Genomic DNA, 20,141 nt, shown 5'->3' with positions numbered 1-20,141 from the left:
CCCAGGAGTGAAGGACGTGCGCAACCCCGTTCTCGCGGCAATGCCGGCCGGCATCAAGACAGGCCGGCGCCGGCAAAGCGCTCAAGGCAGACATGCGATCCTGCATGCGGCAATCTGCGCCGTCCTCGCCAGCGCTCCGTTCCTGCCGTTCAAAGCCGCCCACGCCGCCGGCTTCGACTGCAAGGCCGCGAAATCCCATGTCGAACATCTGATCTGCGCCGACCCATCGCTGTCCAGGCTGGACGATCAGGTGAAGGATCTCTACGACAAGATCCAGTCCGAAACCGCTGGCCGCGACGGTGAAACCGGTGAATGGCGCGATCCCGTGGCAAAAGAACAGACGCAATGGCGCACAAACGTGCGCGACCGCTGCCCCGACGCCACCTGCCTGAAATCCGCCTACGAGGCCCGCATCGCCGCCATGAAAAAGAACTGGGCAGAAGCGCTAGGCCCTGCAGGCAAGTAGTACGCGACGCGCTCCGGGGTGGTCTAGTTTTGCCATTTGAAGGCTCGATGCCCCTGTTCGCAATGCCAGGGATTAGAGGTTTCCAATCTTGCGAAATCGCCACCGCCCGGGTTTCATGCCTGGCGCAGTTCGTTCCCCTCTCTCCCTCTCCAGCGGGTCACCCCCTCCCCCAGCGCACAGCGTCATCCTCCCGACGCAAACCCACCGCGTATGCAAAGATCGGCCGCCCGCGCGGCCGATCTTTGCGGGCCCCGCAAAACCCGCCCCTTACCCCACGCTCCAGCAGCGCGACAAGCCTCGCAATCCGCAGCCCGAGGCGGGTGGTGCCCTGGCGAGGCGCGCCGTCGATGCGCCCGAGGGAATCTGAAGGAGCAGCCGCAGGCTGTGACGAAGATGACGACGGGGCAGTCCGGAGCGAACGCTCCGGACCGCAATCGTTGGCGCGCCTCGCCAGGGCACCACCCGCCTCGGGCGACCTACGAAGACACGCCACTCCCAACGAAAAAAAAGGGCGCCCCTTTCAGCAGCGCCCAAATTTCCCTTCGCGGGGAATAAACCGTAATTCGAATCACCCGCCCAGATACGCCTTCCGCACCTGATCATTGACCAGCAGATTCGCCCCCGTATCCTGGAGCACCACCCGCCCGTTCTCCAGCACATACCCGCGATCCGCCACCTGCAGCGCCTTGTTGGCATTCTGCTCGACCAGGAACACCGTCACGCCCTGCTCGCGGATCTCGCGGATGATGTCGAAGATCTGCGCGATCACCAGCGGCGCCAGGCCCAGCGTCGGCTCATCCAGCAGCAACAGACGCGGCCGCGTCATCAGCGCCCGCCCGATCGCCAGCATCTGCTGCTCGCCGCCCGACATCAAGCCGGCGCGTTGGCTGGCCCGTTCCTTCAGGCGCGGAAACAGGCCATAGACATGCTCGATGCCTTCCTGGATTTCCTCGCGCCTGGAGAAAAAACCGCCCATCTTCAGGTTCTCGGCCACCGTCAGATCCTTGAACACGCGCCGCCCCTCCGGCGAAATGGCGATGCCACTGCGCATGATGTGGTGCGTATCCTTGTGGGTGATGTCCTCGCCCTCGAAGATGATCTTGCCTTCCTTGGCGCGCGGATTGCCGCAGACCGTCATCAGCAGGGTGGTCTTGCCGGCGCCGTTGGCGCCGATCAGGGTCACGATCTCGCCCTGGTTGACGTCCACCGACACGCCGTTCAGCGCCTGGATGGCGCCATAGTAGGTGTGGATGTTTTCCAGCTTCAGCATTTATTCCTCCCCCAGGTACGCCTTGATGACGCGCTCGTCGTTGCGCACCTGCTCGGGGGTGCCGGTAGTGATGGGCTTGCCGTGTTCCATGACCAGGATACGGTCGGAAATGCCCATGATCAGGCTCATGTCGTGCTCGATCAGCAGCACCGCCACGCCGAACTCGCGGCGCAGTTGGTCAATCAGCGATTGCAGATCGCGCTTTTCCTGCGGGTTAAGGCCCGCCGCCGGCTCGTCCAGCATCAGCAGGCGCGGCTTGGTGATCATGCAGCGCGCGATCTCCAGGCGGCGCTGATGGCCATAGGCCAGGTTGCCGGCTTCGCGGTTGGCATACTCGCGCAGGCCCATGAAATCCAGCCATTGCCCTGCGCGCGCCAAGGCATCGGTTTCCGCCTGGCGATAGGCCTTGGTCTTGAGCAGGCCCGGCAACAGGCGCGACTCCACCTGCGTATGCTGCGCCACCAGCAGGTTCTCCAGCACCGTCAGTTGCTTGAACAGCCGCACGTTCTGGAAAGTGCGCACCAGCCCGTGGCGCGCCACCTTGTGGCTGGGCAGGCCGGTGATGGACTTGCCGTCCATCACGATGTCGCCGGCGGTCGGCGAATAGAACCCGCCCACGCAATTGAACACTGTGGTCTTGCCGGCGCCGTTGGGGCCGATGATGGCGAACACCTCGTCGGACTTGACTTCGAAGGCCACGCTGTCGACTGCCAGCAGGCCGCCGAAACGCATGGTCAGCCCGGATACTTTCAGCAATGCCTCGCTCATTTAGCCAGCTCCACGTGGGGACGCTTCATGGGCAACAACCCCTGCGGACGCCACATCATCATCAATACCATCACCAGGCCGAACATCAGCATCCGGTATTCGGCGAACTCGCGCGCCAGCTCGGGCAGCACCGTCAGCAGGATCGCCGCGAGAATCACCCCAACCTGCGAACCCATGCCGCCCAGCACCACGATGGCCAGGATCAGCGCCGATTCGATGAAAGTGAAAGACTCGGGGTTGACCATGCCCTGGCGCGCCGCGAAGAACGCGCCGCCGAAACCGGCGAAGGTCGCGCCCAGCGTGAACGCCGACAGCTTGATGCGGGTCGGGTTCAGGCCCAGCGAACGGCAGGCGATCTCGTCCTCGCGCAAGGCTTCCCAGGCCCGGCCGACCGGCATGCGGATCAGGCGGGTGGACACCAGCAGCGTGATCAGCGCCAGCAGCAGCGCCATCATGTACAGGTAGATCACCATGTGCTGGTTCTGGAACGTCAGGCCGAAGAAGTCGTGGAACGTGGTGCCGCCCTCTTCGCTGGCGCGGCGCGTCATCTCCAGGCCGAACACCGTCGGCTTGGGAATGCCCGAAATGCCGTCCGGACCGCCCGTGAGCGTGTTCAGGTTGATCAGCAGCAGGCGGATCATTTCTCCGAAGCCCAGCGTCACGATGGCCAGATAGTCGCCGCGCAGCCGCAGCACCGGAAAGCCGAGCACGAAGCCGAACAGCGCCGCCATCGCGCCCGAGAACGGCAGCGCTTCCCAGAAGCTCCAGCCGCCCCAGTGGTACAGCAAGGCATAGGTGTAGGCGCCCACGGCATAAAAGCCGACGAATCCCAGGTCCAGCAAGCCGGCGAAACCGACCACGATGTTCAGGCCCAGGCCCAGCATCACGTAGATCAGCACCAGCGTGGCGATGTCGACGGAGCTGCGGCCGGCAAAGAACGGCCAGGTCACGGCCACCGCCAGCAACAGCACCATCAGCAGCTTGTGGTTCTTGGCCGGCGCCGACGGCAGCGTCGGCAGGCTGGCCTTGAACTGGCGCAGCGGCCGCGTCAGCCACGGCCGCAAAAGCTGGAACACGAACACGACCGCGGCGGCAATGGCCACCAGCGACCAATGCGGTTCCATCGACGTGCGGGCCCCCTGGCGAACCAGTTCCAGACCGAAGACAGGGGTGACGATGACGGCGGTCAGCACCGCCGCCATGGTGGCGTTTTTGAGATTGTTGTTCGACATCAGACTTTTTCCACCTCAGGTTTGCCCAACAGCCCGGTGGGACGGAACAGCAGGATCAGGACCAGCAGCGAGAACGCCACGATGTCCTTGTACTGCGACGAGATATAGGCTGCCGCGAACGTTTCGGCCAGGCCCAGCAGCACGCCGCCCAGCATGGCGCCGGGGATGCTGCCGATGCCGCCCAGCACCGCCGCCGTGAAGGCCTTGATGCCGGCCAGGAAGCCGATGAAGGGATTGAGCTTGCCGATGGTGATGGCGATCAGCACCCCGCCCACCGCCGCCAGGATCGCGCCCATCACGAACGTGAACGAGATCACGCGATTGGTATCGATGCCCAGCAGGTTGGCCATGTGCATGTCCTGCGAGCAGGCGCGCGAGGCGCGGCCCATGCGGGAATACTTGATGAACAGCGTCAGCGCCACCATCAGCACCACCGTCACCACGATGATCATGATGCGCGAGTATGGCACCGTCACGTCGAAATCGGACCCCATCTGGAACTGCACCGCGCCCGATATCAGCGACGGCACCGCCATGTCGCGCGCGCCCTGGCCCAGCGCCACCCAGTTCTGCAGGAAGATCGACATGCCGATGGCCGAGATCAGCGCCACCAGGCGGGGGCTGCCGCGCACCGGCCGATACGCCACCCGCTCGACGCTGAAGCCATAGACGCCGGTGACGACGATGGCCACCAGGAGCATGGCGGCGATGATGAACGGTACCGGTAGGCCGCTGTTGGTGCCGATGGCCGTGAGAGTGACCAGGCCGACATAGGCGCCGATCATATAGATTTCGCCGTGGGCGAAGTTGATCATACCGATGATGCCGTAGACCATTGTGTAGCCAATGGCGATCAACGCGTAGATCGCGCCCAGAGACAATCCGTTGAAGAATTGCTGGGTAAGTTGGGGTATGAGGTCGGACATTATTTCTCTTGCTCCAAATAGTTCCGGCTCCGGTAGAGAGACCCGGAGCCGGAAACCTGGGCGTATTTTAAGGGCCTGTCATCATCGCGCGCCGGCCGCACAGCGCTTTTGGCGCATCGCTACGCGGATTACGGCACAACGACGAAGACAGGCCCTCGCGCCGGCACCACGCCGGCGGAATCGCGGGAGTTTACAGCTGGGTCTTCTTGCCGTTCTTGTCCCATTTGTAGACGGCGAACTCGAAGTTCTTCAAGTCACCCTTGGCGTCGTACTCGACCTTGCCGATGCCGGTGTTGAAGGTGGTCTTGTGCATGTAGTCGGCGACCTTGGCGGGGTCTTCGCCCACCGCGTTGATGCTGTCGGCCAGGATCTGCACCGCGGCGTAGGCCGGCATCTGGAAGGCGCCATCCGGATCGCGCTTGGCGTCCTTGAAGGCCTTGACGATGCTTTCGTTGCCCGGCAGCTTGGTGAAGTCGGCGGGCAGCGTGACCAGCAGGCCGTCGATGGCCGGGCCGGCGATCGCCACCAGATCCTGGTTGGCGGTGCCTTCCGGTCCCATGAACTGGACATTCAAGCCCTGTTCGCGCGACTGGCGCAGCAGCAGGCCCAGCTCGGGGTGATAGCCGCCGAAGTAGACCAAGTCGACGCCGGCCGACTTGAGCTTGGTGATGATGGCCGAGTAATCGCTGTCGCCGACATTGATGCCTTCGAACATCGCCACGTTCACGCCTTCCTTGGCCAGGGTGTCCTTGACCTGGGTGGCCACGCCCGAACCGTAGGTCTGCTTGTCGTGCAGCACGGCGACCTTCTTGGGCTTGAGGGTGTTGGCGATGTAGCGCGCGGCGTACGGACCCTGCTGGTCGTCGCGGCCGATGGTGCGGAAGAAGAAATGCGGCTTGATGGTGTCGGTGACCAGCGGCGAGGTGGCGCCCGGGGTGATGCCGACGATGCCTTCCTGTTCGTAGACATTGACGGCGGCCACGGTCACGCCCGAGCACGCATGGGCCACGGCGAACTTGGCGCCCGAATTGACCACGCGGTTGGCGGCCGGCACGGCCTGCTTCGGCTCGCAGCCGTCGTCGATGAGGATCGGTTCGAGCTTCTTGCCCTTGACGCCGCCCTTGGCGTTGATGGTCTCGATGGCAGTCAGCGCGCCAGCCTGGATCTGGTCGCCGTACTGGGTGTTGGGGCCCGTCATGGGCTGCGGGATGCCGATCTTGATGGTATCGGCGGCGTGCACGGAACCTGCCAGGGCGAGCGCCCCGAATGCCATAGCTACCGGGGTAAGGCGATGCAGAAACTTCATGCGGAGTTCTCCAGCGAGGTTTTGAGCGGCTCTGTTCGATCCGGAGTATCGGGTGGATTCCCCTAAACCCGCATCGCCCGTCGCCGGCTTCTTGGGCGAAAACACTTTGTGGCCGGTATTCTGGAAGCAAGCCGACATACTGTCACTGCGTGTAATCCCCAATATTTGGAGAGTAACCTTTAATCGTGACGGATTGGCAGGACAAGTCTGTGAAAACGCAGGAAAAATCCGCATGGCGCCTGCGATTGCCGCTGGCGCCGGGGGCCGATAGATGGCAGGTGATTTATATGAATAATCATTAATACATTGTTCGACTTCGCATTTTCATACAGTACTTACGCGAGTCTTACGGATAATGATTGTCCAGTTAATAATAAATAGCGCGATTTCACGCGCAATCAGGCATTGGCCGGCCGGGCCAGATTCCACATCAGCGCCCGGAACGGCGCCAGCATGCTGATATTGACCGCCAGCTTGATCGCCAGGTCGCCCAGCATCCAGCTCAGCCAGGGCGCGCCGGTGGCGACGAAGGCCACGCTGAAGAACACCGCGGTATCGAGCACCGCGCCCAGCGTCCCGGACGCCAGCGGCGCGCGCCACCAGCGCTGGTCGCGCAGGCGGTCGAACACCTGGATGTCGACCAGTTGCGCGCAGATATAGGCCAGGCCCGACGCCAGCGCGATGCGCGGCGAGGCCACCCAGACCGATACCACCAGGGCCGCGGCGAAGCCAAACCAGGCCACGCGGCGCGCCGCCGCCGGACCGAAGCGGCGGTTGAGCACGTCGGTGACCAGGAATGCCACCGGATAGGACAGGCCACCCCAGGTCAGCCAGTCGTTCAGCGGTACCTGTACCAGGATGTTCGAGCCCACCACCACCAGCACCATGCACAGCACCGCGATGCCGAACTGGGTCCGGCTCATGGGCGCGAAGCGCGTGGCGGGCTGGCTCACTTGCCGAACTCCTCGGCCAGCTCGCGCGAACGGCGCGCCGCGGCCGCCATGGCGTCCTCGACGATGGCGCCGAAGCCGGCGGCATTGAACGCCGCCAGCGCCGCCGCCGTGGTGCCGCCTTTGGACGTGACGCGCTCGCGCAGCACCGAGGGCGGGTCGGACGATTCGGCCGCCAGCCGGGTGGCGCCGGCGAGCGTGCCCAGCGCCAACTGGCGCGCCTGCTCGGCGGTCAGGCCGACTTTCTGGCCGCCAGCGATCAGGGCCTCGAGAAACAGGAACACATAGGCCGGGCCGCTGCCGGACAGCGCCGTCACGGCGTCCAGGGCGGCGTCGTCGGCCACCCAGACCACCTCGCCGACGCTGGCCAGCATGCTGGCGGCCAACTCGCGGTCGGCCTGCCCCACGCCATCGAGCGCGGCCAGGCCGGTGATGCCGGCGCCGACCAGCGCCGGCGTGTTGGGCATGCAGCGCACCAGGCGGCGCCAGGGGGCCTCGGGCGTACCCAGCCAACCGGCCAGCGTGTCGGCACGGATGCCCGCGGCGACGCTTACCACCAAAGTGTCGTCGCGCAGCCACTGACGCGTGGAAGCCACAACGTCTTTCATGTTCTGTGGCTTGACCGCGAACACCCAAACGCGGCAGCGCGCCAGGGCCTCGTCCGGGGCGGTCGCGGTGGTCATGCCGCGGGCCTGCCAGGCGGCGTGCGAATCCTGGTTAATGTCAATGACATGAATGCTTCCGGCGGGGCATACTTTGCCCGCCAGGCCGGAAGCCAGCGCGGCGGCCATATTGCCGCCACCAATGAACGCAATCGAAAGTTCGTTTTTCATGGGATGCGATTGTAAACCGGCCGGCCCCTGCGGGAAAAAAAGAAGAATGTTCGTTCGCGCCTGAAACGCGCAATTTGACAGGCGTTTTAAGTGATGTGAAAGTCACGGTTTTGTCACAAACAATTCATAAGGTGACGTGTTTTCCGCGCCCGGACACCCCCCTGGCGCGACACGACCAACTGGAGGAAACCTCTCATGCGATCCCACCGAATTGCCCTTACCTTCGCCGCCGTCATGGCGGCCTTCGCCGGCGCTTCCGCGCAGGCAGCCACCGAAATCACGTTCTGGCACTCAATGGAAGGCGCGCTGGGCGACCGCGTCAACGGCCTGGTCGACGAGTTCAACAAGAAGAACCCCGACTACCAGGTCAAGGCCGTCTACAAGGGCAACTACGGTGAATCGATGAACGCCGGCATCGCCGCGTTCCGCGCCGGCAACGCCCCGGACATCCTCCAGGTGTTCGAAGTCGGCACCGCCACCATGATGTACGCCAAGGGCGCCATCAAGCCGGTGCAACAGATGTCGGAAGAAGTCGGCAACCCGATCGATCCGAAGCAGTTCATCGGCGCCGTGGCCGGCTACTACTCGTCGGCCGACGGCAAGCTGGTGTCGATGCCCTTCAACAGCTCGACCGTGGTGTTCTACTACAACAAGGACGCCTTCAAGAAGGCCGGCCTGGATGCCGACAATCCGCCCAAGACCTGGGAAGAACTGGCCGCCGCCGGCCAGAAGCTCAAGGCCGCCGGCCAGGAATGCGGCTACACCACCTCGTGGCCGTCGTGGGTCCAGCTGGAAACGTTCTCGGCCTGGCACAACGTGCCCTACGCCACCAAGGACAATGGTTTCGGCGGCCTGGACGCCCGCATCGCCATCAACACCCCGCTGCACGTGCGCCACCTGGAAAACCTGGCCAAGCTGGGCAAGGAAGGCATCTTCATGTACGGCGGCCGCGGCGACGAGCCGAACTCGCTGTTCATCAGCGGCAAGTGCGCCATGATCACCGGCTCGTCGGGCCTGCGCGCCAACATCGCCAAAAACGCCAAGTTCGAATTCGGCACCTCGACCCTGCCCTACTACGCCGACGTCAAGGGCGCGCCGCAGAACACCATCATCGGTGGCGCCTCGCTGTGGGTCTTCGCCAACAAGAAGCCGGAAACCTACAAGGGCGTGACCGCGTTCTTCAAGTTCCTGGCCAGCCCCGAAATCGCCGCCCGCTGGCACCAGCAGACCGGTTACGTGCCGGTCACCAAGGCCGCCTACGAGCTGACCAAGAAGGAAGGCTTCTACGACAAGAACCCGGGCACCGAAGTCGGCGTCAAGCAGTTGAACGTCGAAACCACCGCGCAATCGCGCGGCCTGCGCCTGGGCTTCCTGCCGCAGATCCGTGAAATCGAGGACGCCGAAATCGAGCGTATCGTGGCGGGCAAGGTCTCGGCCAAGGATGGCGCCGAGAACATCGTCAAGCGTGGCAACGAGCTGCTGGAAAAGTTCGAGAAGAGTGTAAAGTAACGCCCATTCCGACACTTGCCTGCCGGTCCCGCGGCGCACAATTTCCGTTGTGCGCCAGGGACTTGCAAATATGGCTTAAAGCCCTGGTCATTTAAGGGCTTTAAGCCTATCGTGTTTTTATGAGTACCGGCGCATCCCCGCGCCGCAAGCGGCCGGCCCACCCCGGCGGCGGTTTCACCAGGCGGCGGTTAATCCAACCGCCGCTTTTCGTACCTTGGGCATCCCCTATGGAAAAACGTGTAGTCTTCGGGCATAAGACCCTGCCCTATCTGCTGCTTCTGCCGCAGATCGCCATTACCTTGGTCTTCTTCTTCCTTCCCGCCGGCCAGGCCATGTGGCAGTCGATGCGGCTGGAAGATGCATTCGGATTGTCGTCCGAGTTCGTCGGCTTCGACAATTTCATGGAACTGTTCTCGCAACAGGCCTACCTGGATTCCTTCCGCGTCACGGCGGTGTTCTCGATCCTGGTCGCGGTGGTCGGCCTGGGCGTGTCGCTGCTGCTGGCCGTCATGGCCGACCGCGTGATCCGCGGCGCCGGCCTCTACAAGACCCTGCTGATCTGGCCGTATGCCGTCGCGCCCGCCGTGGTCGGCGTGCTTTGGCTGTTCCTGTTCTCGCCCTCGGTCGGCATCCTGGCGGTCGCGCTGCGCCAGGCCGGCGTCGACTGGAACCCGCGCCTGGACGGCAACCAGGCCATGATCCTGGTGCTGATCGCCGCGGTCTGGAAGCAGATTTCGTACAACTTCCTGTTTTTCCTGGCCGGCCTGCAATCGATTCCGCGCTCGCTCATCGAAGCCGCCGCGATCGACGGCGCCAGCCCGTCGCGCCGCTTCTGGAGCATCGTGTTTCCGCTGCTCTCGCCCACCACTTTCTTCCTGCTGGTGGTCAACATCATCTACGCCTTCTTCGACACCTTCGCGGTGGTGGACACCACCACGCAGGGCGGCCCGGGCACGTCGACCTCGATCCTGGTCTACAAGGTGTACAGCGACGGCTTCCGCGGCCTGGACCTCGGCTCGTCCGCGGCCCAGTCGGTGGTGCTGATGTTCATTGTGATTGCCTTGACGGTCGTGCAGTTCCGCTACGTCGACCGCAAAGTGCAGTATTGATTTTCGAGGCAGATAACAATGGTTGAACGCCGTCCCTGGCTGGATATTCTGGCCCACGTCATCCTGCTGTGCGGGGTGGCCATGGTGGCCTTTCCGCTCTACGTCACTTTCGTCGCGTCGACCCAGACCGCGCAGGAAGTGGCCTCCGCGCCGATGTCGCTGATCCCCGGTCCGCACTTCGTCGACAACTACATGCAGGCGCTGTTTGGCGGCTCTTCCGGCGGCTCGTCCGGCGCCCCGGTGGGCCGCATGATGTACGTCAGCCTGATCATGGCGCTGGCGATTTCCATCGGCAAGATCGCGATCTCGCTGCTGTCGGCCTTCGCGGTGGTGTATTTCCGCTTCCCCGGCCGCATGTTCTTTTTCTGGATGATCTTCGTCACGCTGATGTTGCCGGTCGAAGTGCGCATCGCGCCCACCTACAAAGTGGTGGCCGACCTCGGCCTGCTCAACAGCTACGCCGGCCTGACGTTGCCGCTGATCGCCTCGGCCACCGCCACGTTCCTGTTCCGCCAGTTCTTCCTGACGGTGCCGGACGAGCTGATCGAGGCCGCCCGCATCGATGGCGCCGGCCCCATCCGCTTCTTCCGCGACGTGCTGCTGCCGCTGTCCAAGACCAGCATCGCCGCGCTGTTCGTGATCCAGTTCATCTATGGCTGGAACCAATACCTGTGGCCGCTGCTGGTGACCACGCAGGAAGACATGTACCCCGTCGTCATCGGCATCAAGCGGATGATCAGCGGCGGCGACAGCGTGACCGAATGGAACATCACCATGGCCACCGCCATGCTGGCGATGATCCCGCCGGCGCTGGTCGTCATCCTGATGCAGAAATGGTTCGTCAAGGGTCTGGTCGACACTGAAAAGTGAGACCCCCACGCCGCGCCTTCGGCTTGCTGCCCTCACGACAACGACTCCGATACGAATAACTCATGGCTACTCTCAGCTTTCGCAACGTAAAGAAAACCTACGCCGGCAACGTGCCGGTCATCCATGGCATCGACATGGATGTGAAGGACGGTGAATTCATCGTCATCGTCGGCCCCTCGGGCTGCGGCAAGTCCACGCTGATGCGCATGGTCGCCGGGCTGGAAACCGTGACCAGCGGCGAGATCGTGATCGACGACAAGGTCGTCAACAATCTCGAGCCGGCCGAGCGCGACATCGCCATGGTGTTCCAGAACTACGCGCTCTACCCGCACATGACCGTGTTCGAGAACATGGCGTACGGCCTGAAGATCCGCAAGTTCTCCAAGGACGAAATCAAGAAGCGCGTCGACGTCGCCGCGCAGATCCTGGAACTGAGCCACCTGCTGGACCGCCGCCCGCGCGCCCTGTCCGGCGGCCAGCGCCAGCGCGTGGCCATGGGCCGCGCCATCGTGCGCGAGCCCAAGGTGTTCCTGTTCGACGAACCGCTGTCGAACCTGGACGCCAAGCTGCGCGTGGCGATGCGCCTGGAAATCATGAAGCTGCACCGCCGCCTGGGCACCACCAGCCTGTACGTGACGCACGACCAGGTCGAAGCCATGACGCTGGCGCACCGCATGATCGTCATGTACCAGGGCGTGCCCGAGCAGATCGGCACGCCGATGGAAGTGTTCGAGAAACCCGCTTCGACCTTCGTGGCCGGCTTCATCGGTTCGCCGCCGATGAACCTGATGGAAGTCAACGTGGCCGGCGACGGCACGGTGCAGACCGCCGACGGCCTGGCGCTGGATATCTCGCCGCTGCAGGTGCCGTCGCCGGTGCGCGGCCGCAAGGTCATCATGGGGATGCGCCCCGAGCACATGCTGCTGAACACGCAAGGCGTGCCGGCCGAAGTCGAAATGGTCGAAACGCTTGGGTCCGAGCAACTGGTCCACTGCCGCTGCGGCAAGTCGACCCTGGTGGTTCGCTGCACGACGCGCCAGTTGTCCGAGGCCTCCGCCAAGGTGGGCGACCGTGTCAACGTCGGCCCCGACGGCCGCCATCCGCTGCACTGGTTCGAGGCCGACACCGGCCGCCGCGTGCAGGGCCTGTAAGGCGGCGCGCGGCCCCGCCGCGCCGCCTGGCGCCCGCCCCATGCCGGGGCGGGCCGGCCTGCCCCCGCTTCTCCTTAGTACGTATACGTGATCATGGTGCCGATCGAGTACTGGTTGCGGTCCTTCACGATCGGGCTGTCGGCCGCGTCGCCGTAAAGGCGCCGCGCCTCGGCCGCCACCGACCATGACCACTCCTTGCTCAGCGGCAATGCCCAGGTCGCGGCCAGGCTGACGCTTTCCAGGCCGCCCTTGGGCCGGTAGCGGCGATAGCCCGAGCGCAACGACTGGCGTTCGCTGACGCCGTACCAGGTGCGCATGTAGTTGCCGTCGCCGAAATTGCCGCTCAGCGCCAGCGATAGCGCGCCCGCCGGACCTTCGTAGACCGTGGCGCCGGCGCCCAGATTGAACAGCGTGTAGGCGCTGCCCAGGTCGCGGTCATCGCCCTTCTTGAATGCGTGCACCAGCGTCGCCGATAGCGTCACCGGACCGAGCTGGGTCTCGGCGTCCATGCCGACCTGTGCGCGGCTCCTGATGTCGCCCATGCCGCGCAACTTGTTCGAGCCCTCGGAGCCCTTCTTGTGGTCCTTGCGCGAAGCGCTGGGGCCGACATAGAAACGGAAGGTGCTGCCCCGGGCCTCGGTTTCCCAGCCCAGGCCGTGCGCCGTATCCAGGAAAAAGCCGCCCGGGCTGCGGATACCCAATCCGAAGATGGGCAGCGCGGCGCTTTCGTCGCTGCCGCTGTAGCGCGGCGCGTAGCCCACGCCGAGCGTGCCGTAGAACTTCCACTCATCGGCGGGCTTGGGCGTGCCGGTCGACACTTCGATGCCACGCGAGCTGGCGCCGCGCGAACCGTAGACCGAAGTATCGGCCACCTGCAGGCCATCCGCCGCGAAAGACAGCGCCGGCAGGCACGCCAGCAGCCAGGCCGCGCCGGCACGGCGCGACAACGGGTAAAGGGAGGAATATCGCTGCATGAGTGCTTCCGGGAAACGAGGTTGGAGGAAAACGGCGACGCGCCGCGCGCGGCACTACTGTTGCGGGACGCCCTTGGCCCGGCGCATCAGGTCCATCGCCAGGCTGGAGACCGAGGCCACCAGCGGCTCGGCGTTGTCGGCATTGCTCATGACCAGCACCGCCAGCTTCTCGCGCGGCGCCAGCAGCCAGCGCGCGCGAAACGCCTCGGTGGCGCCACGGTGTTCACGCAAGGACATGGCGGCGATGCCGTCCTCATCGCACGGCGCCGCCAGCCAGGACAGCGCCAGGCGGCATTCCAGGCCGATGCCGTGGGCCACCGTTTCCAGATCGAGCAAGGCGCGCGCGGACTCGTCGTTGAGGATGCGGCGCCCGCGATACAGGCCGCCGCCGAACAACATGCTGGAAAACCGGGCCATCTCGGCCGAGCTGGCCCACAGGCCCTCGGCTGCATCATTGGTCTGCGGATGCTCGAGCCACGGCGCGCCACGGCGATAGCCGGCCGCGCGCAAGGCGCGCGCCTCGGCGCCGGCCGCAGCCAGTCGGAAGCCGGCGCGCGGGATATTCAGCGGTTGCAGCAGCGCGCGCCGCAGGTAGGACTCGAACGGTTCGTCGGCCGCGTACGCCACCATTTCGCCCAGCAGCGCATAGCCCATGTCTGCGCGGGCCTGGCCCATGGTGTCTTCGAACGTGTCCGGATGCAGCGCCAACAGCCGGCGGGCGGTGAAGGGATCGGCGCCCAGCCAGTGCAGGGCGTCGCGGCGAGGCTCGATCCGCCCTGGCGGCAGCGCATCCGCCGCGGGCTGGTCGAGCGACAGGCGGCCCTCGTCGGCGGCGCGCAGCACGCCGGCGGCGGTCACGATCTTGGAAATCGCGCCGAGGCGATACAGCGTATCGCCGCTGGCGCGGCGATGGCGCGCCGAATCGGCATAGCCGAAGCCGCCGCTCCAGACCGTGCGCTGGTCGTCCACGATGGCGATCGACAGGCCCGGCACCCGCTGCGCCTTCAGGTCGTGGGCGATGCGCTGCGTCAGGTAGGCGACCACCGCCGGATAGTCCCCCTGGGCGATGGCGGGCGGCGCGGCCGGGGCCACGCCCTGGCAACCGCAGGCGGCGATCAGGAGCATGGCGGCGGCCAGGCGGGTGAGCGACAACATGACGGGAGCGGCGGCCTCTTTTAAGAACTGCCGTCATGCTAGTCAGCGCGAGCGCGCCGATCTTTCCCGCTTTGTATCGAGTTTGTGAAAAACCAGCGGGCAGATTGTGAAGTTTGTTAAAGGCGTGGCGGATGACGGAGCCGGGGCTGCTCGGACCACGCGCGGCCCCCTTCAAGCCGGCGCGCAGCGCCCTTCAGGCGGCCCGCCAACTGACGATGAAGCGGGCTCCGCCGAGCGGGCTGTCGGCGGCCTCGGCGGTGCCGCCGTGCCAGCGCGCCACGCGGCTGACGATGGCCAGCCCCAACCCGGTGCCGCCGGTGCCGCGATCGCGGCTTTCGTCCAGGCGGATGAACGGCTCGAAAATGCGTTCGCGGTCGGCCACCGGAATGCCGGGACCATCGTCATCGACCATCAGCACGTATTCGCGCGGCGCGGGCGAAATCAGGCTGACCTGCACCTGGCGGCTGGCGTAGCGGATGGCGTTCTGCAGCAGATTCAGCAGGGCCCGCGTCATGTAGCGCTGGTGCAGGTGCACTTCGCGCACCTGGCACAAGGCCACTTCGCAGCGCACGCCCGACTGCCCGGCCTGGAAGCCGGCGTGCTGCATCACCCCGTCGAGCCAGCCGCGCGCATCCTGCGCCCGCAACGCAACGCCGTCGTCCTTGTGTTCCAGGCGCGCATACATCAGCAATTCCGAAGCCATGCTGTCGAGCTCTGCGACGTCGCTTTTCATGTCTTCGATCAGGCGCTTGCGCTCGGCCGGCGCCTCGGCGCGCTCGATCATGTCCAGCTCGAATGACAGGCGCGCGATGGGGGTGCGCAGCTCGTGCGACACCGCGTTGGTCAGCTCGCGCTGGTTGCCGATCAGCGCGCCGATGCGCTCGGACATCTGGTTGAAGGTGTCGCCCAGATTGCCGATGCTGGAATGGCGCGACAGCCGCGCGCGGGCCCGCAGATCGCCCTGCCCCATGCGCAGCGCCGCGGTCTTCAAGGCTTCCAGGTCGCGCCAGATCGGCAACGCCCACACCAGCATGAAGGCGCACAGCAGCAGCCCCAGGGCCGAATAGACCGCCGCCACCACCCAGGGGCCGAACGAGGGCTCGGGCGGCAGCTTGACTTCCAGCCACTGGTCGCCGGGGCCGGGGATGGCGGCCACGAAGGTCTGCATCTTGTCGCGGATGAAGAAGTCGCCGCTGGCGGCGATGCGGCGCTCCTTGTCGCTGGCGTTGTAGTCCGACGCATTGACGACGCGCAGGCCCAGGCCGTAGTACGGCGCCAGTTGCTGCTCGATGTGGGCGGCGCGGCCGCCAGGTTCGACCTGGGACAGCTCCCGCACCAGGCTGTGGATCTGCCCGCGCACCGAATCGCGGGTATAGGCGTCACTGACCGGCTCGAACAGGTAGTTGGCGGAGCGGTCCACGACTTCGTTGGAAATCACGAACCCCACCGCCAGCACTACGAAGAGCCGCAGGACGAATTTAATCATCACTGCCCTCGTGCGCCTTGGGCGAGAACAGATAGCCCTTGCCCCACACGGTCTTGATGCGCGCCGGATCGCGCGGGTCGTCGTCCAGCTTGCGGCGCAGCTTGCTGACGCAGACATCGACGCTGCGATCGAGACCGTTGAACTCGATGCCGCGCACGGCGTTGAGCAGGTCGTCGCGGGTCAGCACCTGGCCGGCCTGGCTGGCCAGCGCCCATAGCATCTCGAACTCCATCGTGGTCAGGTCGACCTCGGCGCCCGCATGCACCACGGCGCGCGTGCGCCGGTCGATGACCAGCGGGCCGAATTCCAGGCGCTCCGGCGGTTCCTCGAGCTGGCTGTGGCGGCGCAGCAGCGCACGGATGCGCGCCAGCAGCACGCGGGGTTCCACCGGCTTGATCACATAGTCGTCCGCGCCTGACTCCAGGCCCAGGATCTGGTCCAGGTCGTCCTCGCGGGCGGTCAGCATCAGGATCGGCGCCGACGAAAAGGCGCGCAGGTCGCGGCAGACCTGCAGGCCGTCGCGCCCGGGCAGCATCAGGTCGAGGATGGTGATGGCCGGGTCGTGGCGGCGGAACGCCTCCACCGCATGGTCGCCGCGATAGGCCTGGGCGACCTGGAACCCGTGTTGCTCCAGAAACTGCGCGATCAGGCGCGACAGTTTCGGATCGTCTTCGACAAGCAAGGCCTTGGTCATGGAATGTCCGGACAGGAAAAGAGAGTTCGATTTGGCCGCATTCTACGCAAAACGGCGCAAGCGGCGTTCGACCGGGGGGCCGGCGGATAGGTTCCCGGCTGGCGCCGCCCACGGAAAAGCCGGGCGGGAAGACGCTGCTTCCGGCCCGGCCGAGGGGGTCTGGCGCGCTGCGCGCGCCCGGGACGGCCAGGCCGCCCGGGACGCGCCAAGGTCCTTACTTGTAGACGGACTTGGAGCCGTCCTTGTGCCACACGAACACGTCGAACTGGAAGTTCGTCAGGTCGCCCTGCTTGTTCCAGGCCACCTTGCCAATGGGGGTGTCGAACGTGTTGGCGTGCAGGTACTTGGCGACCTTGGTCGGGTCTTCGCTGCCGGCGCCCTTGATGCCATCGGCAATGACCTGGGTGGCGGTGTAGGCCGTCATCTGGAACGCGCCGCTGGCATTGCGCTTCTTGGCGGCGAAGGCCTTGACGATGTCGGCGTTGGCGGCGTTCTGGGTGAAGTCGGCCGGCAGGGTCAGCAGCATGCCTTCGACGGCATCGCCGGCGATGGCGTTGATGTCCGGGTTGCCGGTGCCTTCAGGCCCCATCCACTTGGCCTTCACGCCTTGTTCGGCGGCCTGGCGCAGCAGCAGGCCCATTTCGGGGTGGTAGCCGCCGTAGTAGACGAAGTCCACGCCCTGGCTCTTGAGCTTGGTGATGACGGCCGAGTAGTCGCTGTCGCCGGCGTTGATGCCTTCGAAGATCGCGACGGGCACGCCACCCTTTTCGAGGTCGTTCTTGACCGCCGTGGCGATGCCCTGGCCGTACGACTGCTTGTCGTGCAGCACGGCGACCTTCTTGGGCTTGATCTTGTCCAGGATGAACTTGGCGGCGGCCGGGCCCTGCTGGTCGTCGCGGCCGATGGTGCGGAAGATGAACTCGTAGTTCTTGCCGTCGGTCAGGGCCGGCGACGTGGCCGAAGGCGTGACCATGACCACGCCTTCGTTGTTGTAGATGTCGGCGGCGGCGATGGTGGCGCCCGAGCACACGTGGCCCACGACGAAACCGATCTTGCTGTTGACCACGCGGTTGGCGGCAACCGGGCCCTGCTTGGGTTCGCAGCCATCGTCGATGACAACGGTTTCGAGCTTCTTGCCGTTGACGCCGCCAGCGGCGTTGATGCGTTCCACCGCGGTGTCGACGCCTTCACGCACCATGTCGCCGTACTGGGTGACGGCGCCGGTGGTGGGGCCCACCACGCCGATCTTGATGGTCTGCGCCTGCGCGCCGGCGCCGAACGCCAACCCCGCAGCGACGCCCAGGGCCGCGATGACCGGGGTCAGACGAAATGCTTGCTTCATGGGTGCACTCCTTTAATGGCTTGTAATCGTTGGTTTATGAACCGGGCGGACAGCCGGAAATGTCATGGTCACGCCCCGTTACGTTGCATTAGCAGGGCAAGCATACACTGAAAAATAGCGGCTTTTGCAGGGGTTCCGGCGCGATTGCGGCGCGGCCGAGGATATTGCGGCGCCGCATCGCGGGGCCCTCGGCCTTATATACGCAACCGTATATGCAAAAGCGCATTTATTCGTTTGCGTTACTAAGGCTGCGCGGCATCATGGCCGCCATGAGACTCCAACCGATCATCGTCCCCGGATGGAAAGACTCCGGACCCGACCACTGGCAATCGCGCTGGAGCGCCCTGCTGCCGCACGCGGTGCGGCTGCGGCAGCGCGATTGGGAGCAGCCGGTCTGCGCCGAATGGGTGGCCACCCTTGCCGCGCAGGTCGACCATGCGCGAAGCCCGGTGCTGCTGGTGGCCCACAGCCTGGGCTGCCTGATCAGCGTGGCGCTGCCGGTGCCGCTGCGCGCCAAGGTGGCCGGCACGCTACTGGTGGCGCCGGCCGACGTCGAAAGGCCCGACGCGCCCGACTGCCTGCGCGGGTTCGCGCCCGTGCCGCGCCACTCGCTGCCCTTCCAGAGCGTGGTGGTGGCCAGTGATAACGACCCCTATTGCCGGCTGGAGCGCGCGCGCGCCTTCGCCGAAAGCTGGGGCAGCCGCTTCGCGGTGATCCCCGGCGCCGGCCATCTCAACGCCGACAGCGGGCTGGAGGACTGGCCGCAAGGACTCAAGCTGTTCGGCGCGCTGCGCCGGCGCGCCTCTTGGCGGGTCTCGCCGCCGCCCGAACGCATCGCGCCGATTCCCGAGCGGCCGCTGTCACACCAGGGCTGACATCCCTCTCCCGTTCCCCGCGCGGCGCTACCCCGGGCAGCCGGCGCCTACCCGCGTCGCCGGCAGCGGCGTCTCGCCGCTGGTGTTCCCCGCGTGCCTGCGGATCCGGTCCGCCAGTTCGGCCGAAGGCTTCTCATAGCCATAGCAATACGGCGGCGTCGGCGCGGCCTCCGGGCGGTAGTCCTGCAGCACGGGCTTCGCGTCTCCCAGGTAGACATTGTCCTTCAGGCGCAGGAACGCCTTGAAGTCCCGCGTATAACCGTGCACCGCCTTCAGATCCTGGTAGGCGCCCTTGTCCGAGGCGCCGTTGTCCAGCGCGCTGCGCTTGGCGGCCGTGGGGATATAGCGGCAGTAGTTGACCTTCACGCCTTCCACCGTCGGGAAGAACGCCGGCTCCACGCACTGGCGCTTGGCATCATTGTTGAAGATGTTGCCCTCGACCAGCGCCTTGGCCTCCAGGCTGAAACTCATGCCGTAGAAGTCCCAGTTCTCCAGCAGGTTGTTGAACAGGTGAAAGGTGCCGAACTGGCCCCGCGGATTGCGCTGCACGGTGTTGAAGAAATAATTGTGGTGCAGCGTCACCCGCGCGATGGAATCACGTTCGTAGTTCGCGAACAGGTTCTTCGAGGTGATGTTGTTGAGCAGCATGACCTTGTTGGAATTGTGGAACTTCGTCCACGAGATCGTCACGTCGGTGGAGCCGTTCTTGACGTTGAGCAACCGGTCGGACATGCGCGACAGGTCCATGTGGTCGACCCAGACGTCGCGGCTGTTGTTGGCGATGTTCACGGCCTGCGTCAACCGGTTCAGGCGGCCGTCGATGGTCAGGTGCGTGAGGATGACATTCCTGCTGCCATACACGCCCAGCCCGTCGTCGATCAGGGCCACGTGCTTGCCGCGGCCGTCAATCGTCGTGTTCGACGGCACGCGCAGCTGCGAGTCCAGCACGATCGTCATGTCCGAGGCGAAGCGGATCCAGGTCGGTCCCTTCTTGGCTTGCGCCAGCGCGGCGCGCAGTGTGCCGGGCCCGGAATCCTGGTCGGAGGTCACCTCGATGAAGCGGCCGCCCAGGCCGCCCGTGGCCTGGGCGCCATAGCCTTCGCGCTGCTGCAGCAGTTCGGAAACGAAGGGGCAGCGTTCGTCCGGACTGGCGCAGGACTCACTGGCGGTGGCCGCGCCGCCATACAGCATGGCCGCCACGAGCAAGCCCGCCGCGGGCAGCCAG

19 protein-coding genes are annotated in these 20,141 nt (G+C 65.4%); 6 read left to right on the top strand and 13 right to left on the bottom strand.

Annotated features, from left to right (window positions below; genetic code table 11):
* The first annotated feature begins 16 nt into the window (after positions 1–16).
* Positions 17–466 (top strand): lysozyme inhibitor LprI family protein, encoded by a 450-nt coding sequence (locus AC6LKG_RS03930; protein WP_498162864.1) that lies wholly within the window; start codon positions 17–19, stop codon positions 464–466.
* 568 nt (positions 467–1,034) lie between these two features.
* Here AC6LKG_RS03930 and AC6LKG_RS03925 read toward each other — a convergent pair.
* The 7 genes from AC6LKG_RS03925 to proC form a co-directional block, all read right to left on the bottom strand.
* Positions 1,035–1,736 carry an ABC transporter ATP-binding protein gene (locus AC6LKG_RS03925; protein WP_498162863.1) on the bottom strand — a complete coding sequence of 234 codons (702 nt, stop codon included), beginning with the start codon at positions 1,734–1,736 and terminating at the stop codon, positions 1,035–1,037.
* Complete coding sequence (livG, locus tag AC6LKG_RS03920; RefSeq protein WP_498162861.1) at positions 1,737–2,504, bottom strand: high-affinity branched-chain amino acid ABC transporter ATP-binding protein LivG; 768 nt, start codon at positions 2,502–2,504, stop codon at positions 1,737–1,739.
* Positions 2,501–3,736, bottom strand: a complete 1,236-nt coding sequence (locus AC6LKG_RS03915) for a high-affinity branched-chain amino acid ABC transporter permease LivM (protein ID WP_498162860.1) — start codon at positions 3,734–3,736, stop codon at positions 2,501–2,503. Before AC6LKG_RS03915 ends, livG begins: the two co-directional genes overlap by 4 nt.
* Complete coding sequence (gene livH / locus AC6LKG_RS03910) at positions 3,736–4,662, bottom strand: high-affinity branched-chain amino acid ABC transporter permease LivH (protein WP_498162859.1); 927 nt, start codon at positions 4,660–4,662, stop codon at positions 3,736–3,738. Before livH ends, AC6LKG_RS03915 begins: the two co-directional genes overlap by 1 nt.
* A gap of 190 nt (positions 4,663–4,852) precedes the next feature.
* Entirely contained in the window at positions 4,853–5,968 is a 1,116-nt protein-coding gene (locus tag AC6LKG_RS03905; protein WP_498162858.1) for a branched-chain amino acid ABC transporter substrate-binding protein, read from the bottom strand.
* Positions 5,969–6,366: 398 nt separating this feature from the next.
* Positions 6,367–6,891, bottom strand: coding sequence for a queuosine precursor transporter (locus AC6LKG_RS03900; RefSeq protein WP_498162913.1), 525 nt, complete (start codon positions 6,889–6,891; stop codon positions 6,367–6,369).
* Between the two features lie 26 nt (positions 6,892–6,917).
* Complete coding sequence (gene proC / locus AC6LKG_RS03895; RefSeq protein WP_498162856.1) at positions 6,918–7,751, bottom strand: pyrroline-5-carboxylate reductase; 834 nt, start codon at positions 7,749–7,751, stop codon at positions 6,918–6,920.
* A gap of 195 nt (positions 7,752–7,946) precedes the next feature.
* Here proC and ugpB point away from each other — a divergent pair, with 195 nt between their 5' ends.
* The 4 genes from ugpB to AC6LKG_RS03875 all read left to right on the top strand — a co-directional run bounded on the left by ugpB (position 7,947) and on the right by AC6LKG_RS03875 (position 12,390).
* Positions 7,947–9,260 carry a sn-glycerol-3-phosphate ABC transporter substrate-binding protein UgpB gene (gene ugpB, locus AC6LKG_RS03890; protein ID WP_498162854.1) on the top strand — a complete coding sequence of 438 codons (1,314 nt, stop codon included), beginning with the start codon at positions 7,947–7,949 and terminating at the stop codon, positions 9,258–9,260.
* A 227-nt stretch (positions 9,261–9,487) separates the two neighbouring features.
* Positions 9,488–10,369, top strand: a complete 882-nt coding sequence (ugpA, locus tag AC6LKG_RS03885; protein WP_498162852.1) for a sn-glycerol-3-phosphate ABC transporter permease UgpA — start codon at positions 9,488–9,490, stop codon at positions 10,367–10,369.
* Positions 10,370–10,387: 18 nt separating this feature from the next.
* Complete coding sequence (gene ugpE, locus AC6LKG_RS03880) at positions 10,388–11,239, top strand: sn-glycerol-3-phosphate ABC transporter permease UgpE (RefSeq protein WP_498162851.1); 852 nt, start codon at positions 10,388–10,390, stop codon at positions 11,237–11,239.
* Positions 11,240–11,301: 62 nt separating this feature from the next.
* On the top strand, positions 11,302–12,390 hold the full coding sequence (locus AC6LKG_RS03875; protein ID WP_498162850.1) for a sn-glycerol-3-phosphate import ATP-binding protein UgpC: 1,089 nt from the start codon (positions 11,302–11,304) through the stop codon (positions 12,388–12,390).
* A gap of 74 nt (positions 12,391–12,464) precedes the next feature.
* Here AC6LKG_RS03875 and AC6LKG_RS03870 read toward each other — a convergent pair whose 3' ends face one another.
* The 5 genes from AC6LKG_RS03870 to AC6LKG_RS03850 all read right to left on the bottom strand — a co-directional run bounded on the left by AC6LKG_RS03870 (position 12,465) and on the right by AC6LKG_RS03850 (position 18,041).
* Positions 12,465–13,364: a MipA/OmpV family protein gene (locus AC6LKG_RS03870; protein ID WP_498162849.1), complete on the bottom strand. Its 900-nt coding sequence runs from the start codon at positions 13,362–13,364 to the stop codon at positions 12,465–12,467.
* Positions 13,365–13,418: 54 nt separating this feature from the next.
* Complete coding sequence (locus tag AC6LKG_RS03865; protein ID WP_498162848.1) at positions 13,419–14,519, bottom strand: serine hydrolase domain-containing protein; 1,101 nt, start codon at positions 14,517–14,519, stop codon at positions 13,419–13,421.
* A 193-nt stretch (positions 14,520–14,712) separates the two neighbouring features.
* A complete protein-coding gene (locus tag AC6LKG_RS03860; protein WP_498162846.1) occupies positions 14,713–16,005 on the bottom strand; it encodes an ATP-binding protein in 1,293 nt (430 codons plus the stop codon).
* The gene (locus AC6LKG_RS03855) at positions 15,998–16,699 is read right to left on the bottom strand and encodes a response regulator (RefSeq protein WP_498162845.1); all 702 of its coding nucleotides are present in this window, start codon (positions 16,697–16,699) and stop codon (positions 15,998–16,000) included. Before AC6LKG_RS03855 ends, AC6LKG_RS03860 begins: the two co-directional genes overlap by 8 nt.
* Positions 16,700–16,913: 214 nt before the next feature.
* Positions 16,914–18,041, bottom strand: a complete 1,128-nt coding sequence (locus tag AC6LKG_RS03850; RefSeq protein ID WP_498162843.1) for a branched-chain amino acid ABC transporter substrate-binding protein — start codon at positions 18,039–18,041, stop codon at positions 16,914–16,916.
* Between the two features lie 269 nt (positions 18,042–18,310).
* Here AC6LKG_RS03850 and AC6LKG_RS03845 point away from each other — a divergent pair, with 269 nt between their 5' ends.
* Positions 18,311–18,916: an RBBP9/YdeN family alpha/beta hydrolase gene (locus AC6LKG_RS03845; protein ID WP_498162912.1), complete on the top strand. Its 606-nt coding sequence runs from the start codon at positions 18,311–18,313 to the stop codon at positions 18,914–18,916.
* A 27-nt stretch (positions 18,917–18,943) separates the two neighbouring features.
* Here the strand turns inward: AC6LKG_RS03845 and AC6LKG_RS03840 are convergent, their stop codons facing one another.
* Positions 18,944–20,107 carry a pectate lyase family protein gene (locus tag AC6LKG_RS03840; protein WP_498162910.1) on the bottom strand — a complete coding sequence of 388 codons (1,164 nt, stop codon included), beginning with the start codon at positions 20,105–20,107 and terminating at the stop codon, positions 18,944–18,946.
* Positions 20,108–20,141: the final 34 nt, after the last annotated feature.

It is taken from the genome of Achromobacter sp. 46006 (assembly GCF_059761975.1).
The sequence above is the reverse complement of the archived record's forward strand: the minus strand, read 5'-3'. Positions and strand labels throughout refer to the sequence as shown.